The following is a 17,739-nucleotide window of genomic DNA, read 5'->3' as shown; positions in this document are numbered from 1 at the left end:
CCCGGTCAGGGCCCGGCCCCGACGCCGGAGCGCCCCGGGGCGTACGGGCTCACCGCCGGGGTGAGCCCGTACGCGCGAGGTCAGCGCCCCGGGGCCCCGGGGCCTGCCCCGCCGGCCGCCTCACGGCCGCCGTCCTCGGCCTCGTCACCGTCGTCGTCGAGGTCCAGGTCCTCGTCGAAGACGGCGCTGACGTCGAAGCGGCAGATGACGCGCTGCGGGTCGGCCTGGTCGAAGGGCGCGCCGAGCCACTCCCCCGGCTCCGCCTGGTCCTCGGCGGCGGCGACCCAGAGCGTGGAGTCGCCCTCCTCCAGGCCGAACTCCTTGTGCCGGGAGGCGATCTCGTCGGGTTCGTACTCGCCGAAGAGCACGCCGAGCGCGGCGTGCACACTGCTGCCGACGATGCCCGCCGCGCCGCCCGGCATCCCCGCGTCCGCGGCGACGTCCGGATCGAGGTCGGCGACCCGCTGGGCCTGGGCGAGGAGCCGCTGGGGCTCGACCACCGCGTAGTCCCGGCGGATCAGGACGCTCAGGGCGCTGGGCTCCTCCGGCCCCGCGTAGGCGGGCAGCGCGTCGTCGCCCGGGATCTCGAAGGGGGTCACCTCGTCATAGACGTCGTACAACAGTTCGTCGTACGCCTCCGCTGTCGCGGCCAGCTCGTTGAACGCGGCGTAGACGGCCGGGTCGTCCTCCCCCGACCGGCGTTCGACGGCGGCGAGGTGACGGTCCAGCGCGGCTTTGACCGCCTCGGCGGCGGCGCGTACCTCGGCAGCGGTTGGCTGCGCAGCATCAGACATAGTGCAGACGCTATCCGCACCGGGGCCGTTCCCGCACAATAGATGCGATGCCGGAATACGAATTCTGTGATGTGTATGTGCCTCGCGGGGTCTCCCGAGGGGCGGCCACACGCCTGCTGACCGACCATGCCGAGTACAGACACTGGGAGTTGGACCGACTGCGACTCTATCCCGACGGCAGCCGCCGGGTGCGGCTGCGACGCCGGATCATCCGCCAGCTGCGTGCCACATGGTGAACGCATACGGAGCGGGGCCCGCGGCCGCGGGCCCCGCTCCGTGCTGTGTGCCTGGTGCGCTCCGTCCGGGGTGAGCCGGATCAGTTCTGCGCGGCGCGGGCGCGGCGGTAGATGACCGCCCCGCCCAGGAGCAGTCCGGCGCTGGCGGCGCCGGCCATGCCGAGCTGACCCGCGCCGGTGTGCGCGAGCTCGACGGCCTTGGCCGCCGGGGCCGCGAGGACGCCACCGTCACGGTGGGCGTCCTTCACCTCGGCCGGGGTGCGGTGCGCAGCGGGGGTGATGTGCGCGGGGTGCTCCCCGGTGGGCTTGTGACCCGTGGGGTGTCCGCCCGGCTTGTGGCCGGCCGGGTGCTCGGCGGGCTTGTGGTCCGCCGGCTTGTGGGGGTGGGCAGGCGGCTTGTGGCCGGGCTGCTCGTGCCCCGGGGTGTGGTGCGTGGGGGGCTTGTGCTCCCCCGGCTTGCCCGGAGGCTGGTGGGGCGGGTTCTGGTGCCCGGGGTGACCCGGCCACTGGTGGTCGTGACCACCGACGTGGCCACCGGCGTTGGCGCAGCCGTTGCCGGTGGCGGAGTTCCCGATGCCGACGACGCTGACGCTGTTGCCGCAGGCGTTCACCGGGACGTGCACCGGGACCTGGACGGTGTTACCGGAGGCGACGCCCGGGGAGTCGGAGGCCGCGCCGTGCGCGCCCCCTCCGCCGTGGTTGCCGCCGCCCTTGCCGTGGCCGCCCTTGCCGTGGTCGCCGCCGTTGGCACAGCGGTTGCCCGAGGCCGGGTTGAGCGCACCGATCACGTTCACGGTGTTGCCGCAGGCGTTCACCGGGACGTGCACGGGGACCTGGACGGTGTTACCGGACGCCACACCCGGCGAGTGGGAGGCCGCGCCGTGGGCCCCCGAGTCCGCGTAGGAGTACGCGCCGGTCATGGCGATCACGCCACTTGCCGCCGCCGCGGTGATCAAGCTCTTCTTGGCCACCTGTCGCATGACGTTACTGCCTCTCTTGCCTTACCGTGCGGAACACGCGTGGGCGCACGAGGCCCACGCGCAGGAAGACCGGACGGCTCCGGAGGCGCGCACGCAGCGCACCCCGGAGCCGCCCTTCACACCCTTTACGGGATGAGGCACAACGTCAGTTGTTGACGCACTTGTTGCCGAAGGTGGGGTTCAGCAGCCCGACGACGTTGATCGAGTTGCCGCAGAGGTTCACCGGGACCTGGACAGGCACCTGGATGACGTTCCCCGACACGACGCCGGGGGAGTTCACCGCGGCGCCCTGCGCACCCGAGCTGGCCATGGCGATGCCCGAGCCCGCCAGTACGACGCCACCGGTGACCGCCGCAGCAGCGACAACCTTCTTGAGCATGGATTCCTCCTAGTTGGCAAGCGGTCCCAGCCGCGGACCGCACACCTGTAACGACGAGGAGGTAATCGGGCTACGCAACCCTCAATTCATTCACCCTTTCCGGTGGCGAAGAAACGAACTTACGATGTTTCAGCACTGATCGATGAACCGGTCGAGCACCCGTGCGCCGAACTTCAGGCCCTCCAGCGGTACCCGCTCGTCGACGCCGTGGAACATCCCCGCGAAGTCGAGCTCCGGCGGCAGCTGGAGCGGCGCGAAGCCGAAGCAGCGGATGCCGAGGTCGTCGAAGGACTTGGCGTCGGTGCCGCCGGAGAGCATGTACGGCACGGCCCGCGCGATCGGGTCCTCGGCCTTGAGCGCCGACTGCATCGCGTCGACGAGGGCGCCGTCGAAGCTCGTCTCCAGCGCCTTGTCCGCGTGGACGTCCTCGCGCCTGACCCGCGGCCCGAGGATCCGGTCGAGGTCGGCGAGGAACTCCTCCTCGTACCCCGGCAGGAACCGGCCGTCGACGTGCGCGACGGCCTGGCCCGGGATGACGTTCACCTTGTACCCGGCGCCGAGCATGGTCGGGGCCGCGGTGTTGCGCAGGGTGGTGCCGATCATCTTGGCGATGCCGCCCAGCTTGGCGAGCGTCGTCTCCATGTCCTCGGGGTCGAGCGGGGTGCCGAGCGCGTCGGAGAGCTCGTCGAGGAAGGACCGCACGGTCTTGGTCACCCGGACCGGGAACTCGTGCCGCCCGAGCCGGCCGACCGCCTCGCACAGCTCCGTGATCGCGTTGTCCTTGTTGGTCATCGAGCCGTGCCCGGCGGTGCCGTCCACGGTGAGCCGCATCCAGTGCATGCCCTTCTGGGCGGTCTCGATCAGATAGAGCCGCAGGTTCTCGTTGACGGTGAAGGAGAAGCCGCCGACCTCGCCGATCGCCTCGGTCACCCCCTCGAAGAGCCCGGGGTGCTTGTCCACCAGGTGGCGGGCGCCGTAGACGCCGCCGGCCTCCTCGTCCGCGAGGAAGGCCAGCACGATGTCGCGCGGGGGCTTGCGCCCGGAGCGCATCCGGTCGCGGACGACCGCGAGGGTCATCGCGTCCATGTCCTTCATGTCGACCGCGCCGCGCCCCCACAGGCAGCCGTCGGCGATCTCGCCCGCGAAGGGGTGGTGGGTCCAGTCCTCGGCGTTGGCCGGGACGACGTCGGTGTGGCCGTGGATGAGCAGGGCCGGGCGGGACGGGTCCTCGCCCTCGATCCTCGCCACCGTCGAGGCGCGGCCCTTGTGGGACTCGAAGATCTGCGGCTCGAGACCGACCTCGGCGAGCTTCTCGGCCACGTACTCGGCGGCGGCGCGCTCGCCCGGCCCGGAGTGGTCGCCGTAGTTACTGGTGTCGATCCGGATCAGATCGCGGCAGAGGTCGACGACCTCCCTCTCGGCGTCCCCGGCGCTCCTGCCCTTACCGGCGCCGGCCGGCTTCGACTCGCTCACGCTGCCTCCTCTGGTTCGCTGCCGCGCGCCCGCCCGGAGGAGGCCGGGCCCGCGGCGTGGTCCATCGCCATCCTCTCTCTCCGTCCGCCTCAGCCCAAGGCCGCAATGCTGCCGACATCCGCCCGTCACAGAGCCCGCCGCGGGGGCCGTCGACGAGCCCGCCGCGCGGGCCCGCGGACCGGGCCGCCGTGGCCCCGCTGAGCGGGTGATCGAGCACCCCCAGATCTTTGGTATTGTTTTCCTCGTCGGAAGGGGAACAGCCCGGAAGACAAAACACCTGGTCCGGGTGGCGGAATGGCAGACGCGCTAGCTTGAGGTGCTAGTGCCCTTTATCGGGCGTGGGGGTTCAAGTCCCCCCTCGGACACCGAAGGAAAGCCCCAGCATTTGCTGGGGCTTTCCTGTGTTTGGGAGCCCACACGACCATCCGCGTGACCGGCACCCCAGAGAAATGACCCTTTTGACCGGAGTCGGTATCTTTGACCACTCCGGTAGCAGCCGCTTCGCTGCGCTCGCAGAGATCCACGAGGCATGAACCCTTCCCGCACTGACCGCACCCCCGGCGACCGGCCCACCGGCGCGACCAGCAGTCGCCCCACCCGAGTGGCGGTGCTGGTCACCGCACTGCTCACGGCCTGTGTCGCCTTCCAGCTCAACGCCAGCATGCTCAGCCCGGCGCTCAAGAGCATCGAGGACAGCCTCGGTGCCAGCTCCGCCGAGATCGGGCTCACCCAGACCGCGTTCTTCACCTCGGCCGCCCTGTTCTCGCTCTTCCTGCCGCGGCTGGGCGACGTCATCGGCCGCCGGAAGGTCCTGGCCGGGATGCTGGCCCTGATGGCCGTCGGCTGCGTGGTCGCCGCGCTGGCGCAGAGCGTGCCCATGCTCTTCGTCGGCCGGGTGATCCAGGGCGTGTCCGGCCCGACGGTCCCGCTCTGCCTGATCATGCTGCGGGTGGAGGTCACCGAGCCGAAGCGGTACGGCACCCTGCTGGGCGTGATCACCGCGGTGAACGGCGGCATCGCCGGCGTCGACTCCCTCGCGGGCGGCTTCCTCGCCGACAACCACGGCTTCCAGGCGGTCTTCTGGGCGATGGCCGTCGTGGCCGTCGTCGCCACCGTCCTCGTCGCGACGCTGACCCCCGAGTCCAAGGTGCCCGCCGCGAACCGGATGGACTGGCCCGGCGTCGGCCTCCTGGTCGTGTCGGTCGGCTCGCTGCTCGTCGCGCTCAACGAGGCCGGCAAGCTCGGCGCCGCGAACTGGGCGCTCGTCGGCGTCCTGACGGCCGTCGCCGCCGTCGCCTTCGCCCTGTTCTGGCGGACCGAGGACCGCAGCGGTCACCCGCTGGTCGCCACGCACCACCTGCGCCGGCGCGCGACCTGGGCGACCCTGCTGACCACCGTGCTCACCATGACGGGCGTCTTCGCCGTCATGAACGGGCTGATCCCGTCGTTCGCGCAGGACGCCGAGGCCGGTCTCGGCATGACCGCCGAGCAGTCCGCGTGGTGGACGCTGACGCCCTACGCCCTCGCCGGACTGGCCATGGGCCCGATCGCCGGGCGGCTCGCCGCCACCTTCGGATACGGGCGCGTCCTGCGGATCGGGCTCGTCGGCGCCGCGGCCTCCGTCGTCCTGATGATCCTCACGCTCCCGTCCCACTCGCGCGTCATGCTGCTGGTGGCCTCGCTGCTGGTGGGCATCACCTACGCGGGCGTGGCGAACATCGTGCTCAACGGCCTCGGCATCGTCCTCTCCCCCGAGGACAACCCGGGCTTCCTCCCCGGCCTCAACGCGGGCGCCTTCAACCTGGGCGCGGGCCTGAGCTTCGCCCTCCTCTACGCCGTGAAGACCGCGACCGCCCCTCGGACGCCTCCTCGTCCACGGGGTACACCTCCGGCATGATCGCCGGAGTCGTCATCCTGGCGGCCGCGCTCGCGACGTCCTTCCTGATCCCGAAGCCGGTGACGGCGGAGGCGCACGACTGACGCGCGACCGGGGCCTTCCCCTTTTGATGTGACGCGTCCCCCACGGGCTCCCCTTGGGGGACGCGTCACATCCCGGCGCGTTCACCGCTGCGTATCATCGCCCGATGATCACCAACCGCTCCCGCCGTGCCGTGCCCGCTCCCGCCTCCGCGCCCTGCCGGATCACGGTGTGCCGGGGCTGCTGCTGCGGCGACCCGCGGAAGGTGCCCGGCGTCGACCACGCCGGGCAGATCGCCCGCCTGCGCGCGGCGGTGGGGGACGCGGCGCGGGTCCGGGCCTCGGAGTGCCTGGACGTCTGCGAACAGGCGAACGTCGTGGTCGTCCAGCCCTCGGCGGCCGGCCGCGCGGCGGGAGGCCGGCCGGTGTGGCTGGGCCTGGTCAACGACGACGACGCGCTGGCGGACATCGCGGAGTGGGTACGGAGCGGGGGGCCGGGCGTCGCGGAGGCGCCGGGGGTGCTGGATCTGTACGCGTTCACGGCTTCGCGTCGGGTGGGCAAGGGGCTGGAGGAGTGACCCCCGCCCGTCCCGTCCGAGGACACCGGGCGGAGCGCGGGATCAAGAACACGGGCGGACCGTACGGGGTCGCGGCGCGCTCAGGCGGCGCCGAGCGTGGCGCGGCGCGCGGCCTGGAACGCCTTCCGGGGGTCCCGGCCGGGGTACGACCAGGGGGCGCGGGTGGCGTGCGGGCCGATGCGCGTGAGCAGGGCGGCCGCCTCGGCCGGGCGGCCTTCGTGGAGCTTGGCGTGCGCGAGGTAGTTGAGGTCGATCTTGCGCCGGGGGTGGGCGGTGCCGTCGTCGACGTCCCACTCCAGCCACCAGTCGAAGGCGGCCTTCATCACCTGGCGCGCGCGGCGGCCCGTCCAGTGGCCGGAGCGGGCGGGGTCGCGGGGTTCCAGACCGGCGCGGGCGAGGACGCGGTACCGCTCGGCGTGGGCGACGACGGGGAGCACGGCGAGGGGCGAATCGGCGGGTGCCTGTTCGGCGGCCCAGGAGGCGAAGTCGTAGACCTCGTGGAGGGGGTCGTCCCGGTCGCCCTGCCGGCGCTCGGCCAGGCAGGCGGCCATCAGGTGGTGCGCGTGGTGGTGGTCGCGGTGCCGGGCCCGCACCTGGTCGAAGGCGCGGACGCGTTCGTCGTGGGTGCCGGTGCGGTGGGCGAGGAGGAGGACGCCGAGCCAGGGCGAGGGGTCGGCGGGCGCCGCCCGGGCGGCGGCGAGGCAGGCGGCACGGGCCGCGTCGGGGCTCTCCCGGCCGTCGACGGCACGGCGGACCGTGGCGCAGGCGAGGAGGGCGGCGGCGTCGGGGCTGCCGGGCTCGGCGCGCTGCCACTCGCGGGCCCGGGCGGCGCTTCCGGCCTCTTCGGCGAGGACGACGAGGCGGTGGCCGCGGCGGTCCCAGTCGTCGCCCGTCCCGGCGAGGAGGTTGCGGGCCTCGGCCCAGCGACCGCGGGCCAGGGCGTCACGGGCGGTGGCGAGCTCGGCGTCGTCGAGGGCGGGGTCGAAGGCCGGTCCGTCCTTGCGGCGCCGGCGGCCCAGCGGTGGCGGGGGCGTCATCTGCGGGCTTCCTCCACGGCGTGCGTCCCCTCCGGCCGCCGGGACGGGGCGCCCGCGGACCGACCATGTCAGTCACGCACAGCAAAGCGGTAGTCACAGCTCCGAGTCAAGACCGATCTTGGGCTCCGCCGGCAATCAACTCACCTTCTGTCAGGTGCGGTTACCAGGACGCGGGAGCGGGGGCAGCGCCTCACGAGATGCACGGGAACCCATTTTCGACGAACTTTTATTCGGAAATTTCCTCCCCTCTTTCCCGTCCTCCCGGGCACTTCACCGCCGTCCCGCTCGTTGTCCGGGGATGGACGGCGTGAAGAGGGGTACTCAGCCGTCGCACCGCCCCCGCGGCGGCTATCGTTTTTCTGTCAAGTTCCCTACGACCACCTGGTCTTGAGGTGCGCGACGTGATGGTCTTCGCCTTCGCTCTGGGTGCCGCCTGCTGCCTCGGCATCGGGTTCGTCTTCCAGCAGAACGCCGCCCAGCGGGCCCCGATGAGCGACTTCCTCTCCCCGCGGCTGCTGCTCGACCTCATGCGCATGCCCCGCTGGCTGGTGGGCATCGGGCTGATGGTCGTCGGCATGGTGCTCGGGGCGATCGCGCTCGGCCACGGCGAGGTGTCGCTGGTGGAGCCCCTGATGGCGACGAACCTGCTGTTCGCGATGGCCCTGTCGCGCTGGCAGACGCGTGAGCGGCTGGGCCGCACGGGCTGGTGCGGGCTGTGGCTGCTGGCCGGCGGTGTGGCGGCCTTCGTCGTCGCGGGCCGCCCGCGCGGCGGCGAGTCCGTCACCGATCCCCTGCGGCACTGGCTGATCGTCGGCCTCATGGTGGGCGGGGCGATCCTGCTGGCGGCGATCGCGAAGCGGCTGCGGATGAGCGCGGAGGCGGCCCTGCTGGCGGTCGCGGGCGGGATGCTCTACGGCGTTCAGGACGCGCTGACCCGGATCAGTGGCGAGCGGCTGAAGGAGGGCGGCTGGACCGCACTCGTCACCAGCTGGCAGCCCTACGGGGTGCTGGTGCTCGGGGTCACGACGCTGGTGCTGGTGCAGAGCGCCTTCGAGACGGCGCCGCTGCGGATGTCGCTGCCCGCCCTGACGGCGGCGCAGCCGCTCTCGGGCATCATCTGCGGGGTCGGCTTCCTGGGCGACCGGCTGCGGACGACGCCGGGGGCGCTGGCCTGGGAGGCGGCGGGGCTGGCCGCGATCGTCCTGGGCATCGTGCTGATCGGCCGCCATCCGGCGATGCCGTCGGGGTCGGCGGAGCCGGGCCGGGTGCGCGACCTCCAGCCGCACTGAGGCCCGCCCGCCCGGGGTGCCGCCGGACGGGATCGCGTACGAGCCCGGGGCGGCCGGGTCCGCCCGCCGGGGGCCGCTGGTTGGATGGGCCCATGAGCGATCAGCGGCAGTCGCCGGCCCCTTCGCCGGCGGACGAGGTACTGGACATCGTGGACGCGCGGGACCGGGTCGTGGGCCGGGCGCCGCGCGGGGAGGCGTACGCGCGGGGGCTGCGGCACCGCTGCGTGTTCGTGCTGGCCCGGGACGGGCAGGGGCGGATCTTCGTCCATCGCCGCACGCCGGGCAAGCTCGTCTTCCCGTCGTGCTACGACATGTTCGTCGGGGGTGTGGTGGCGGCGGGCGAGTCCTACGACGAGGCCGCGCTGCGGGAGGCCCAGGAGGAGCTGGGCGTCTCGGGGCTGCCGGCCCCGACACCGCTCTTCCGCTTCCTCTACGAGGGGCCCGAGGGGCAGTCGTGGTGGTCGGCGGTCTACGAGGTGCGGTGGGACGGGCCGGTCGAGCCGCAGGTGGAGGAGGTGGCCTGGCACGCGTTCCTCTCCGAGGAGGAGGTGGCGGCCAGGCTCGGGGAGTGGGACTGGGTACCGGACGGCTTCGAGGCCTACCGCTTGCTGCGGGAGCGCGGGGCGGAACGGGCGTAGGCACCGTACGGGCGTCGCGGCGCCGCACCGGGCGGGGTCCCCTCGGGCTCCGGGCGGGCCGGATTCCGTACCTCGGGCGCCGGCTCGGCCGGATCCCGCGCCCTCGGACCGCCAGGCGCCCCGGACGTACGGGCCACCGGCAAGAGCGGCCCCGGCCGCCGGACGCCCCCCCATGGGAGCCGTCCGGCGGCCGGGGCCGCCCCCGCGTGCCCGGTCGTCCGTCCCGTCTAGTCGACGGTCACCACGATCTTGCCCCTGGTGTGGCCCTCGGCGTTCAGGCGCTGGGCCTCCGCCGTCTTCTCCAGGGGGAAGGTCCGCGCCACCTCCACCGTGAGCGCGCCGCTCTCCGCGAGCTCGGTCAGGGCCGTGAGGTCGGCCGCGTCGGGGCGGACGAAGACATAGCGGCCGCCGAGGCCGAGGACGGACGGGTCGGCGATGGACGCGAGGCGGCCGCCGTCCTTGAGGAGGGCCGGGGAGACCGTGAGGGCCTCGCCGCCGGCCAGGTCGAGCGCGGCGTCGACGCCCTCCGGGGCCAGGGCCCGCACCCGGTCGGCGAGCCCGTCGCCGTAGACGACCGGCTCGGCGCCCAGGCCGCGCAGGTAGTCGTGGTTGCGCTCGCTCGCGGTGCCGATGACGCGGGCGCCGAGGTGGACCGCGATCTGGACGGCCATCGAGCCGACGCCGCCGGCCGCCGCGTGGACGAGGACGGTGTCGCCCCGCGTCACCTTCAGCGCCTTGACGAGCGCCTGGTAGGCGGTGAGACCCGCGAGGGGCAGGCCGGCGGCCTGCTCGAAGCTCAGGTTGGCCGGCTTGCGGGCGAGGGTCCGCACCGGGGCCGCGACGTACTCGGCGAAGGTGCCCCGGGAGAGGAAGTCCTCGCGGACGTAGCCGATGACCTCGTCGCCGACCTGGAACTCGGAGGCGTCCACCCCGGGCTGGACCACCACGCCGGAGACGTCCCAGCCGGGGACGACGGGGAAGACCGGGGTCAGGACGGAGTCGAGGTAACCGGCCTGGGCCTTCCAGTCGACGGGGTTGACCGCGGCGGCCTTGACCTTGATGAGGACGGCGTCGGGGCCGACCTTGGGGTCGGGCAGCTCGCCGAACTCCAGGACCTCGGGGCCGCCGTAGGCGCGGTAGCTGATGGCCTTCATGGTGATTGCGCTCCTCGTGGGGGGGTGTGGGCGGGGGTCAGGCGCGGGCGGGTGCGGTCCCAGCGTCCTTCGCGGCGGGGCCGCCCGCCACCTCGGCGGCGCGGGGTCCCTGGACCTTCCGCAGGCCGAACCGGGCGACGAAGGCGACGAGCAGGAACGCCGTGCCGGCGATGACGAAGGTGAGCGAGAACTGGCTCTCGGCGGGCAGCTTCGGCGCGCCCGGCGGCAGGTGCTCGATGCTCTTGGAGGCCAGCACCGTGGTGATCATCGCGCTGCCGATGGCGCTGCCGGTGGAGCGGGAGATGGAGTTGATGCCGTTGGCGATGCCGGTCTGATGGTGCGGCACGCTGGCGACGATCACGGCGGGCATGGCGGCGTAGCCGAAGCTGATGGCCGCGCCGACGAACATGCCGGCGGCGATCACGGAGAAGGCGTGCTCGTGGTCGAGGGCGATCCAGACGAAGCCCACGGTGCCGATGAGCGAGGCGAGCAGCAGGACCAGGCGCGGGCCCTTGTGGCGGACGAGCTGGCCGCCGACCGGGGCGGCGAGCAGCGAGACGATCGTGCTGGGCAGCAGGAACTCGACGGAGGCGCGCAGGACGCTGGCGTCGAAGCCGTAGCCCGCGATCTTCGACGGCATCTGGACGAGGTACGAGACGCCGATGAAGAGGGCGAAGGAGCCGAAGCCGACGAGCAGGCCGGCGATGTTGGCGAAGAGCACCGGGCGGTGGGCGAACATCTTCATGTCGACGAGCGGCTCGCGGACCTTGCGCTCGACGAACGTCCACAGGGCGGCCATGACCACGGCGCCGGCGAAGCAGCCGATCGTACGGGCGGAGGACCAGCCCCACTCGTGGCCCTGGGTGATGGGCAGCAGGAGCAGGACGAGGGTCGCCGCGAGGGTGAGCGCGCCGAGGACGTCCGTGCGCCCGCCGGTGGTCTCCTTGGTGGCGGGCACCAGGGTGGCGACGGCTATGAGCGCGAGGGCGGCGAGGCCGGTGGCCAGCCAGAAGGCGCTGCGGTAGTCGGGGTTGTCGCCCGAGGTGAGCAGGCCGGTGGCGACGAGCGCGAGGCCGCTGCCGAAGGCGAGGGTGCCGCTGACCATGGCCATGGCGCCGGGCAGCTTGGCGGGGCGCACCTCCTCGCGGAGGACGGACAGGGCGAGCGGGAAGATCGCGGTCGCGGCGCCCTGGAGGACGCGGCCGACGATCAGCCACAGGAGGGAGTGGGTGACGGCCGCGAGGACGGAGCCCGCGACCATCACCATCAGCACGCCGACGAGGGTCTTCTTCTTGCCGTGCTGGTCGCCGAAGCGGCCGAGCAGCGGGGTGAAGACGGCGGCGGAGAGCAGGGTGGCGGTCGTGACCCAGCTCACGTTGGAGGAGGTCGTCTCCAGGTCGTTCTGGATGAGGCCGAGGATCGGCACGACCAGCGTCTGCATCATCGAGACGACCATGGCGGCGAGGCTCAGGGCGAAGACGATGACCGTCTCGTTGCCCTGCCCGCCGGCGGACCGGCTCTGGGTGGCGGTGGCTGGGGAGCTCATGGGTGGCGGGGTCCTTCGAGTTGCTTCATGACCGGGATGTTTCACGACCGAATTGATTCAGCACATGGATGCTTGATGTGGTCAAGCAACTCGACAGAGGCTAGGCCGAAATACTTCAGGTAGTCAAGTTAATGTTTTAAGACCTCAACCTCTTGAGTACACTCCACGTCATGACCGCCACCACCCCCCAGCCCCCGACCAAGGCCCAGCTCCTGGAGCTGGTGGCGGCGCTCGGCACCGCCCAGTGGCAGGACTTCGCCACCGCCGCGGGCCGCCACGGCCTGACCTCCGTCCAGGCCAAGCTGCTCGCCCAGCTCAAGGGCCCGGTCCCGATGCGCGGCCTCGCCACCCTCCTGGTCTGCGACGCCTCCAACGTCACCGGCATCGTCGACCGCCTGGAGGCGCGCGGCCTGGTCCGCCGCGAGCCCGACCCGGCCGACCGGCGCGTGAAGAACGTCGTGGCCACCGACGAGGGCCGCGAGACCATCCACCGCGTCCGGGCCGAGATGCAGGCCACCCACACGGCCCTCGACGCCCTGGACGAGGAAGAGCGCGCCACCCTCTTCGGCCTGCTGGAGCGGCTGCGGCCGGGCATGGAGCACCGCGCCTGAGACCGGCCGGCGCCGGACCGCCGGCCGCGCGCCGTCTCCCCGGCACCTGCACAAGCGGACGGACAGCGCCCGTATTCTGACGGGCAGTCCGATCCGCGCACCCCGCGCGGACGGCGAGGGGAGGCCACGATGACCATCACGCCCACCACGGACCTCGCGGAGGGGACGGAGCCCTACACCGTCCCCCTCGCCCCCGGCGTCCGCGCGTTCGTCCAGCCCGACGGCGGCTGGTGCCTGAACAACGCGGGGATCCTCACGGGCGGCGGCCGCACGGCGCTGATCGACACCGCCGCGACCGAGCGCCGGGCCCGGCTGCTGCGGGACGCCGCGCTCGCGGAGGGCGCGGCGCCGCCCACCACGGTCGTCAACACCCACCACCACGGCGACCACACCTACGGCAACTTCGTCTTCCCCGAGGCCACGGTCGTCGGGCACGCCGCCTGCCGCACCGAGACGCTCGCCGCGGGGCTCCAGCTGCACGCCATCTGGCCGGGCGTCGAGTACGGCGACGTGACCGTGGCGCCGCCCACCGTCACGTACACCGAGGAGATGGCCCTGCACCTCGGCGACACCGAGGTGCGGCTGATCCACCCCGGCCCGGCCCACACCGTCGGGGACACCATCGCCTGGCTGCCCGAGCAGGGCGTCGTCTTCACCGGCGACCTCGTCTTCAACGGCGGTACGCCCTTCCTCCTCATGGGCTCCCTCAGCGGCTCGCTGCGCTCGCTGGAGATCCTCCGCGGGCTCGACGCCCAGACCGTCGTGCCCGGCCACGGCCGGGTCACCGACCCCGGCGTGTACGACACGCTGGAGCGCTACTTCCGCTGGGTCGAGGAGCTCGCGCGCGACGGGCGCGCGGCCGGGCGCACCCCGCTGGAGGTCGCCCGCGCCACGGACCTCGGCGAGTTCGCGGAGCTGCGCGAGGGCGAGCGGCTGGTCGCCAACATCCACCGCGCGTACGCCGAGCTGGACGGCCTGCCGCTGGGCTCGCCGCTCGACCTGCCCACCGTCCTCGGCGACATGCAGACCATGAACGGCGGGCGGCCGATGGCCTGCCACGCCTGAACCCGGCGCTCCAGGGCCAGTTGGGGGACGCGGGGAAGGGATGCCCTCTGGACGGCATACCGACTGGTCGGCATGATGATCCCGAACGGTACCGCCCGCGGGCCCGATCCCCCTGGAGGAGCAGTCGATGAGCCATCCGCCGAGCCGCCCGACCAGCCCCGCGGCAACCCCTCCGGCCGGTCCTCCGGGCGACGGGTCCGGCCCCCCGGGTCTCGATCCGGAGGCGCTGCGCGCGCATCTGGAGCGGGCGGTGCCGGGGCTGGTGCGGGGGCCGCTCACCGCCGAGCTGATCGAAGGCGGCCGCTCCAACCTGACCTACGCGGTCACGGACGGGACGAGCCGCTGGGTGGTGCGGCGCCCGCCCCTGGGCCATGTGCTGGCCACCGCGCACGACATGCGGCGCGAGCACCGGGTGATCAGCGCGCTGCACCCGACGGCCGTCCCGGTGCCGGAGCCCCTGCTCCTGTGCGAGGACGAGTCCGTGATCGGATCGCCCTTCTACGTCATGGAGTTCGTCGAGGGCACCCCGTTCCGCACGGCCGAGCAGCTCACCGCGCTCGGTCCGGAGCGCACCCGCCGGGTGGTGCTGGGCCTCGCCGACACGCTCGTCCAGCTGCACGCGGTGGACCCGGCGGCGGCCGGCCTCGCGGACTTCGGGCGGCCCGAGGGGTTCCTGGAGCGGCAGCTGCGGCGCTGGGGCAAGCAGCTGGAGGCCTCGCGCAATCGCGAGCTGCCCGGCATCGACGCGCTCCACGCGGCGCTCGGCGAGGCGCTGCCGCACTCCCCCGCGGCCACCGTCGTGCACGGTGACTTCCGCCTCGACAACGTCCTGATCGGCGCCGACGACTCGGTCCGGGCGGTCCTCGACTGGGAGATGTCCACCCTGGGCGACCCGCTCACCGACCTCGGCCTGCTGGTGATGTACAGCGAGCAGGAGGCCGTGCCCGGCTCCCCGATCAGCACCACCAGGGGTGCCCCGGGTCACCCCGACCCCGCGGAGATCGTCGAGCGCTACGCGGCCGGCTCGGGCCGCGATGTCTCGGCGCTGCCCTGGTACACCGCCTTCGCCTACTTCAAGCTCGCCGTGATCCTCGAAGGCATCCACTACCGCTACACCCTCGGGCAGACCGTCGGCGCGGGCTTCGACCGGATAGGCGCCCTCGTCCCGCTCTTCATCGACAACGGCCTCACCACCCTTCAGGAGGGCTGAGCGCACCATGGACTTCGCATTCGACGCGCGCACCGAGGAGCTCCGCGGCAGGCTGCTGGCCTTCATGGACGAGCACGTGTACCCCGCGGAGGCGGTCGCGGAGGAGCAGCGGGCCGCTCTGACCTCCCCCTGGGACACTCCGCCGGTCGTCGAGGAACTCAAGGCGGAAGCGCGGCGCCGGGGACTGTGGAACCTCTTCCTACCGGACAGGGAGTACGGCGCCGGGCTGACCAACCTCCAGTACGCGCCGCTCGCCGAGATCACCGGCCGCAGCCCCCAGCTCGCGCCCACGGCCCTGAACTGCGCGGCCCCGGACACCGGGAACATGGAGCTGCTCGCGCAGTTCGGCACCGAGGAGCAGCGGAAGCGGTGGCTGGAGCCGCTGCTGGCCGGTGACATCCGCTCGGCCTTCGCGATGACCGAGCCGGAGGTCGCCTCCTCGGACGCCACCAACATCGGGACGCGGATCGAGCGCGACGGCGCGGACTACGTCGTCACCGGCCGGAAGTGGTACATCTCCGGTGCCATGAGCCCCGCGTGCGAGATCTTCGTCGTCATGGGCAAGACCGACCCGGAGGGCGCGGACCCGCGCCGTCAGCAGTCGATGATCCTGGTCCCCCGGGACACCCCGGGGCTCACGGTCCGCCGCGCCATGCGGGTGTACGGCTACGAGGACCACTACCACGGCGGTCACGCCGAGGTCCTCTTCGACGGCGTCCGCGTCCCGGCCACGCACCTCGTCGGCGAGGAGGGCGGCGGCTTCGCGATCGCCCAGGCCCGGCTGGGGCCCGGCCGGATCCACCACTGCATGCGGCTGATCGGCATGGCCGAGCGGGCGATCGAGCTGATGTGCCGGCGAGCGGTGTCCCGTACCGCGTTCGGCGAGCCGCTGGCGCGTCAGGGCGTCGTCCAGGAGTGGATCGCCGACTCCCGGGTCGCGGTGGAGCAGCTGCGGCTGCTGGTGCTCAAGACCGCGTGGCTGATGGACACGGTCGGCAACCGCGGGGCGCACACCGAGATCCAGGCCATCAAGATCGCGACGCCGCGGACGGTGGCCGGCATCCTGGACAAGGCGGTGCAGCTGCACGGGGCGGCCGGGGTGAGCCAGGACTTCCCGCTGGCGGAGCTCTGGGCGGCGGCGCGGACGCTGCGGCTGGCGGACGGGCCGGACGAGGTGCACCAGCGGTCCTTGGCGCGGCGGGAGTTGCGGCGGTACGCGTAGGGGCGTGGGGGGCGGCCGCCCGTGCCGTCACGGGGGCCGAAGCCCCCGGGCCGCGGCCGAACGCCCGGGGGCCTTACGGCCGCAGCACCCTCAGCAGCATGTCCGCCAGGTGGTCCGCGACCTCGTGCGGGCCCAGCGCGCCTCCCGCGTGGTACCAGCTCCCCAGGTGGTGGACCGAGCCGAAGTGGTAGTCCACCACCAGGTCGGCCGGGGTGGCGGCGGTGAAGACGCCGCCGCGCTGGCCCTCCTCGACCAGGGCGCGGAAGCGTTCGTGGTAGCGGCGCCGCTCCGCCCGCACCTGGGCGAGCTTCTCGGGGCCGAGGTGGTGCATCGACCGGAAGAAGATCTTCGTGTCGTCGAGGTTCTCCAGGGTGGTGACGACGACGTCCGCGGCGGCGTCGCGCAGCCGCCGCTCCACGGGCGCGTCCGCCTCCGCGAAGGCGTCCAGCCGCTCCTGCTGGAGGCGCAGGACGCGCCCGTAGACCTCGTGCAGCAGGTCGTCCTTGGAGCCGAAGTAGTGGTAGAGGGCACCCTTGGTGACGCCCGCGGCCTCGACGATCTCCTGGACGGACGTGCGGTCGTAGCCCTGGTCGGCGAAGAGCCGGGTGGCGGCGGCCAGCAGCCGCTGCGGCACCGGTCTGCCGTCGCCGTCGGCCGCGCCGCCCGGCAACGGGGCGGTGTCCGCCGAGGTCATCTGCCCACCCCCTGGCCCGGCACTTCCTCCAGCCGGCGCTGGAGGTGGTTCATGCCGCGCAGCCAGCGGTCGGGGTCGGTGGCGCGCGCCGCGTAGTAGTCGGCGACCTCGGGGTGCGGCAGGATCAGGAAGCGGCCCGCCGCCATGCCCTCGAAGAGGGCGTCCGCGACCTGCGCGGGCTCGATCGCGGTGGGGACGAGCACCAGCTCGCCGGCGGCGCCCGTACCGCGCAGCATGTCCGTGCGCACGCCCTGCGGACAGATGGCGTGGACGTCGACACCGCAGTGGCGGTAGGTGAGCGAGAGCCACTCCGCGAAGGCGAGCGCGGCGTGCTTGGAGACGCTGTACGGGGCCGAGCCGAGCATGGTGAGCAGCCCGGCGGCGGAGACGGTGGCGACGAAGCGGCCGCTGCCGCGGTCCAGCCACTCGGGGAGCAGCTCGCGGGCGGCCCGGACGTGCGCCATGACGTTGACGTCCCAGGCGGCCTCCCACACGTCCTCGTCGGCCTCGGGGCCGCCGGCCGGGGCCACGCCGGCGTTGGCGCAGTAGATGTCGACCCGGCCGCCGAGGGCCTTGCGGGCGGCGGGGACGACACCGGAGGCGTCACCGGGGACGGCGATCGCGCCGATCTCCTCGGCCACCGCCTCGGCCTTGGCGACGTCCAGGTCGTTGACCACGACGCGGGCGCCCTCGGCGGCGAATCTGCGGGCGAGGGCGGCGCCGATGCCGCCTCCCGCTCCGGTGACCACGACTCCGGCGTCCCGCACTGTGCCCACGCTCGCTCCCTCGGCTCGGATCCGCTCCGACGGGCAGACTAACCAGTCGGTATGTACGAGCGGAAGGGTGCGGCCACCCCTCGGGACGGGCCTGGAGGCGCGCCCTCCGCAATGGTGCCGGTCAGCGCGCCGGCGGGCTA

At 73.2% G+C, this 17,739-nt stretch carries 17 protein-coding genes, 1 tRNA gene and 1 pseudogene; 10 read left to right on the top strand and 9 right to left on the bottom strand.

The window, feature by feature from the left end; all coding sequences use genetic code 11:
* Positions 1-80 precede the first annotated feature (80 nt).
* On the bottom strand, positions 81-794 hold the full coding sequence (locus SMD11_RS26335) for a hypothetical protein (protein ID WP_087928814.1): 714 nt from the start codon (positions 792-794) through the stop codon (positions 81-83).
* Positions 795-841: 47 nt separating this feature from the next.
* Here SMD11_RS26335 and SMD11_RS26330 point away from each other — a divergent pair, with 47 nt between their 5' ends.
* Complete coding sequence (locus SMD11_RS26330) at positions 842-1,030, top strand: DUF5703 family protein (RefSeq protein WP_087928813.1); 189 nt, start codon at positions 842-844, stop codon at positions 1,028-1,030.
* Positions 1,031-1,110: 80 nt separating this feature from the next.
* Here the strand turns inward: SMD11_RS26330 and SMD11_RS37120 are convergent, their stop codons facing one another.
* From SMD11_RS37120 to SMD11_RS26315, 3 genes are all read right to left on the bottom strand, one after another.
* Positions 1,111-2,010: a chaplin gene (locus SMD11_RS37120; RefSeq protein ID WP_087928812.1), complete on the bottom strand. Its 900-nt coding sequence runs from the start codon at positions 2,008-2,010 to the stop codon at positions 1,111-1,113.
* A gap of 145 nt (positions 2,011-2,155) precedes the next feature.
* Positions 2,156-2,389 carry a chaplin gene (locus SMD11_RS26320; RefSeq protein WP_087928811.1) on the bottom strand — a complete coding sequence of 78 codons (234 nt, stop codon included), beginning with the start codon at positions 2,387-2,389 and terminating at the stop codon, positions 2,156-2,158.
* 129 nt (positions 2,390-2,518) lie between these two features.
* A complete protein-coding gene (locus tag SMD11_RS26315; protein ID WP_087928810.1) occupies positions 2,519-3,862 on the bottom strand; it encodes a M20/M25/M40 family metallo-hydrolase in 1,344 nt (447 codons plus the stop codon).
* 280 nt (positions 3,863-4,142) lie between these two features.
* Between SMD11_RS26315 and SMD11_RS26310 the strand changes: the two genes are divergently transcribed.
* The 3 genes and pseudogenes from SMD11_RS26310 (at position 4,143) to SMD11_RS26300 (ending at position 6,357) form a co-directional block, all read left to right on the top strand.
* Positions 4,143-4,227, top strand: a tRNA-Leu gene (locus SMD11_RS26310).
* 164 nt (positions 4,228-4,391) lie between these two features.
* Positions 4,392-5,842: pseudogene (locus tag SMD11_RS26305) on the top strand (MFS transporter).
* Between the two features lie 104 nt (positions 5,843-5,946).
* Positions 5,947-6,357: a (2Fe-2S) ferredoxin domain-containing protein gene (locus tag SMD11_RS26300; protein ID WP_199843956.1), complete on the top strand. Its 411-nt coding sequence runs from the start codon at positions 5,947-5,949 to the stop codon at positions 6,355-6,357.
* An 80-nt stretch (positions 6,358-6,437) separates the two neighbouring features.
* Here the strand turns inward: SMD11_RS26300 and SMD11_RS26295 are convergent, their stop codons facing one another.
* Positions 6,438-7,394 (bottom strand): hypothetical protein, encoded by a 957-nt coding sequence (locus SMD11_RS26295; protein WP_087928809.1) that lies wholly within the window; start codon positions 7,392-7,394, stop codon positions 6,438-6,440.
* Between the two features lie 404 nt (positions 7,395-7,798).
* Between SMD11_RS26295 and SMD11_RS26290 the strand changes: the two genes are divergently transcribed.
* Both SMD11_RS26290 and SMD11_RS26285 read left to right on the top strand, forming a co-directional pair.
* Positions 7,799-8,683, top strand: a complete 885-nt coding sequence (locus tag SMD11_RS26290; protein WP_087928808.1) for a DMT family transporter — start codon at positions 7,799-7,801, stop codon at positions 8,681-8,683.
* 92 nt (positions 8,684-8,775) lie between these two features.
* Complete coding sequence (locus SMD11_RS26285; RefSeq protein ID WP_087928807.1) at positions 8,776-9,321, top strand: NUDIX hydrolase; 546 nt, start codon at positions 8,776-8,778, stop codon at positions 9,319-9,321.
* A 227-nt stretch (positions 9,322-9,548) separates the two neighbouring features.
* Here SMD11_RS26285 and SMD11_RS26280 read toward each other — a convergent pair whose 3' ends face one another.
* A complete protein-coding gene (locus tag SMD11_RS26280) occupies positions 9,549-10,475 on the bottom strand; it encodes an NADP-dependent oxidoreductase (protein WP_087928806.1) in 927 nt (308 codons plus the stop codon).
* A 37-nt stretch (positions 10,476-10,512) separates the two neighbouring features.
* Complete coding sequence (locus tag SMD11_RS26275) at positions 10,513-12,021, bottom strand: MFS transporter (protein WP_087928805.1); 1,509 nt, start codon at positions 12,019-12,021, stop codon at positions 10,513-10,515.
* Positions 12,022-12,191: 170 nt separating this feature from the next.
* On the opposite strand from SMD11_RS26275, the gene SMD11_RS26270 reads away from it, so the two are divergent.
* The 4 genes from SMD11_RS26270 to SMD11_RS26255 all read left to right on the top strand — a co-directional run bounded on the left by SMD11_RS26270 (position 12,192) and on the right by SMD11_RS26255 (position 16,129).
* A complete protein-coding gene (locus SMD11_RS26270) occupies positions 12,192-12,632 on the top strand; it encodes a MarR family winged helix-turn-helix transcriptional regulator (RefSeq protein WP_087928804.1) in 441 nt (146 codons plus the stop codon).
* A gap of 129 nt (positions 12,633-12,761) precedes the next feature.
* A complete protein-coding gene (locus SMD11_RS26265) occupies positions 12,762-13,697 on the top strand; it encodes an MBL fold metallo-hydrolase (RefSeq protein ID WP_087928803.1) in 936 nt (311 codons plus the stop codon).
* A 127-nt stretch (positions 13,698-13,824) separates the two neighbouring features.
* Positions 13,825-14,907 carry a phosphotransferase family protein gene (locus tag SMD11_RS26260; RefSeq protein ID WP_087928802.1) on the top strand — a complete coding sequence of 361 codons (1,083 nt, stop codon included), beginning with the start codon at positions 13,825-13,827 and terminating at the stop codon, positions 14,905-14,907.
* Positions 14,908-14,914: 7 nt separating this feature from the next.
* A complete protein-coding gene (locus SMD11_RS26255; protein ID WP_087928801.1) occupies positions 14,915-16,129 on the top strand; it encodes an acyl-CoA dehydrogenase family protein in 1,215 nt (404 codons plus the stop codon).
* 73 nt (positions 16,130-16,202) lie between these two features.
* On the opposite strand, the gene SMD11_RS26250 is transcribed toward SMD11_RS26255, so the two are convergent.
* Complete coding sequence (locus SMD11_RS26250) at positions 16,203-16,823, bottom strand: TetR/AcrR family transcriptional regulator (protein ID WP_087928800.1); 621 nt, start codon at positions 16,821-16,823, stop codon at positions 16,203-16,205.
* Positions 16,820-17,599, bottom strand: a complete 780-nt coding sequence (locus SMD11_RS26245; protein WP_087928799.1) for an SDR family oxidoreductase — start codon at positions 17,597-17,599, stop codon at positions 16,820-16,822. The genes SMD11_RS26250 and SMD11_RS26245 overlap by 4 nt, the downstream gene beginning before the upstream one ends.
* Positions 17,600-17,739 lie beyond the last annotated feature (140 nt).

The sequence above is a fragment of the Streptomyces albireticuli genome, assembly GCF_002192455.1.
In the GTDB taxonomy this organism is placed as follows: Bacteria; Actinomycetota; Actinomycetes; order Streptomycetales; family Streptomycetaceae; genus Streptomyces; species Streptomyces albireticuli_B.
Note: the sequence above shows the minus strand (reverse complement) of the source record. Positions and strands in the feature narration are given on the sequence as shown.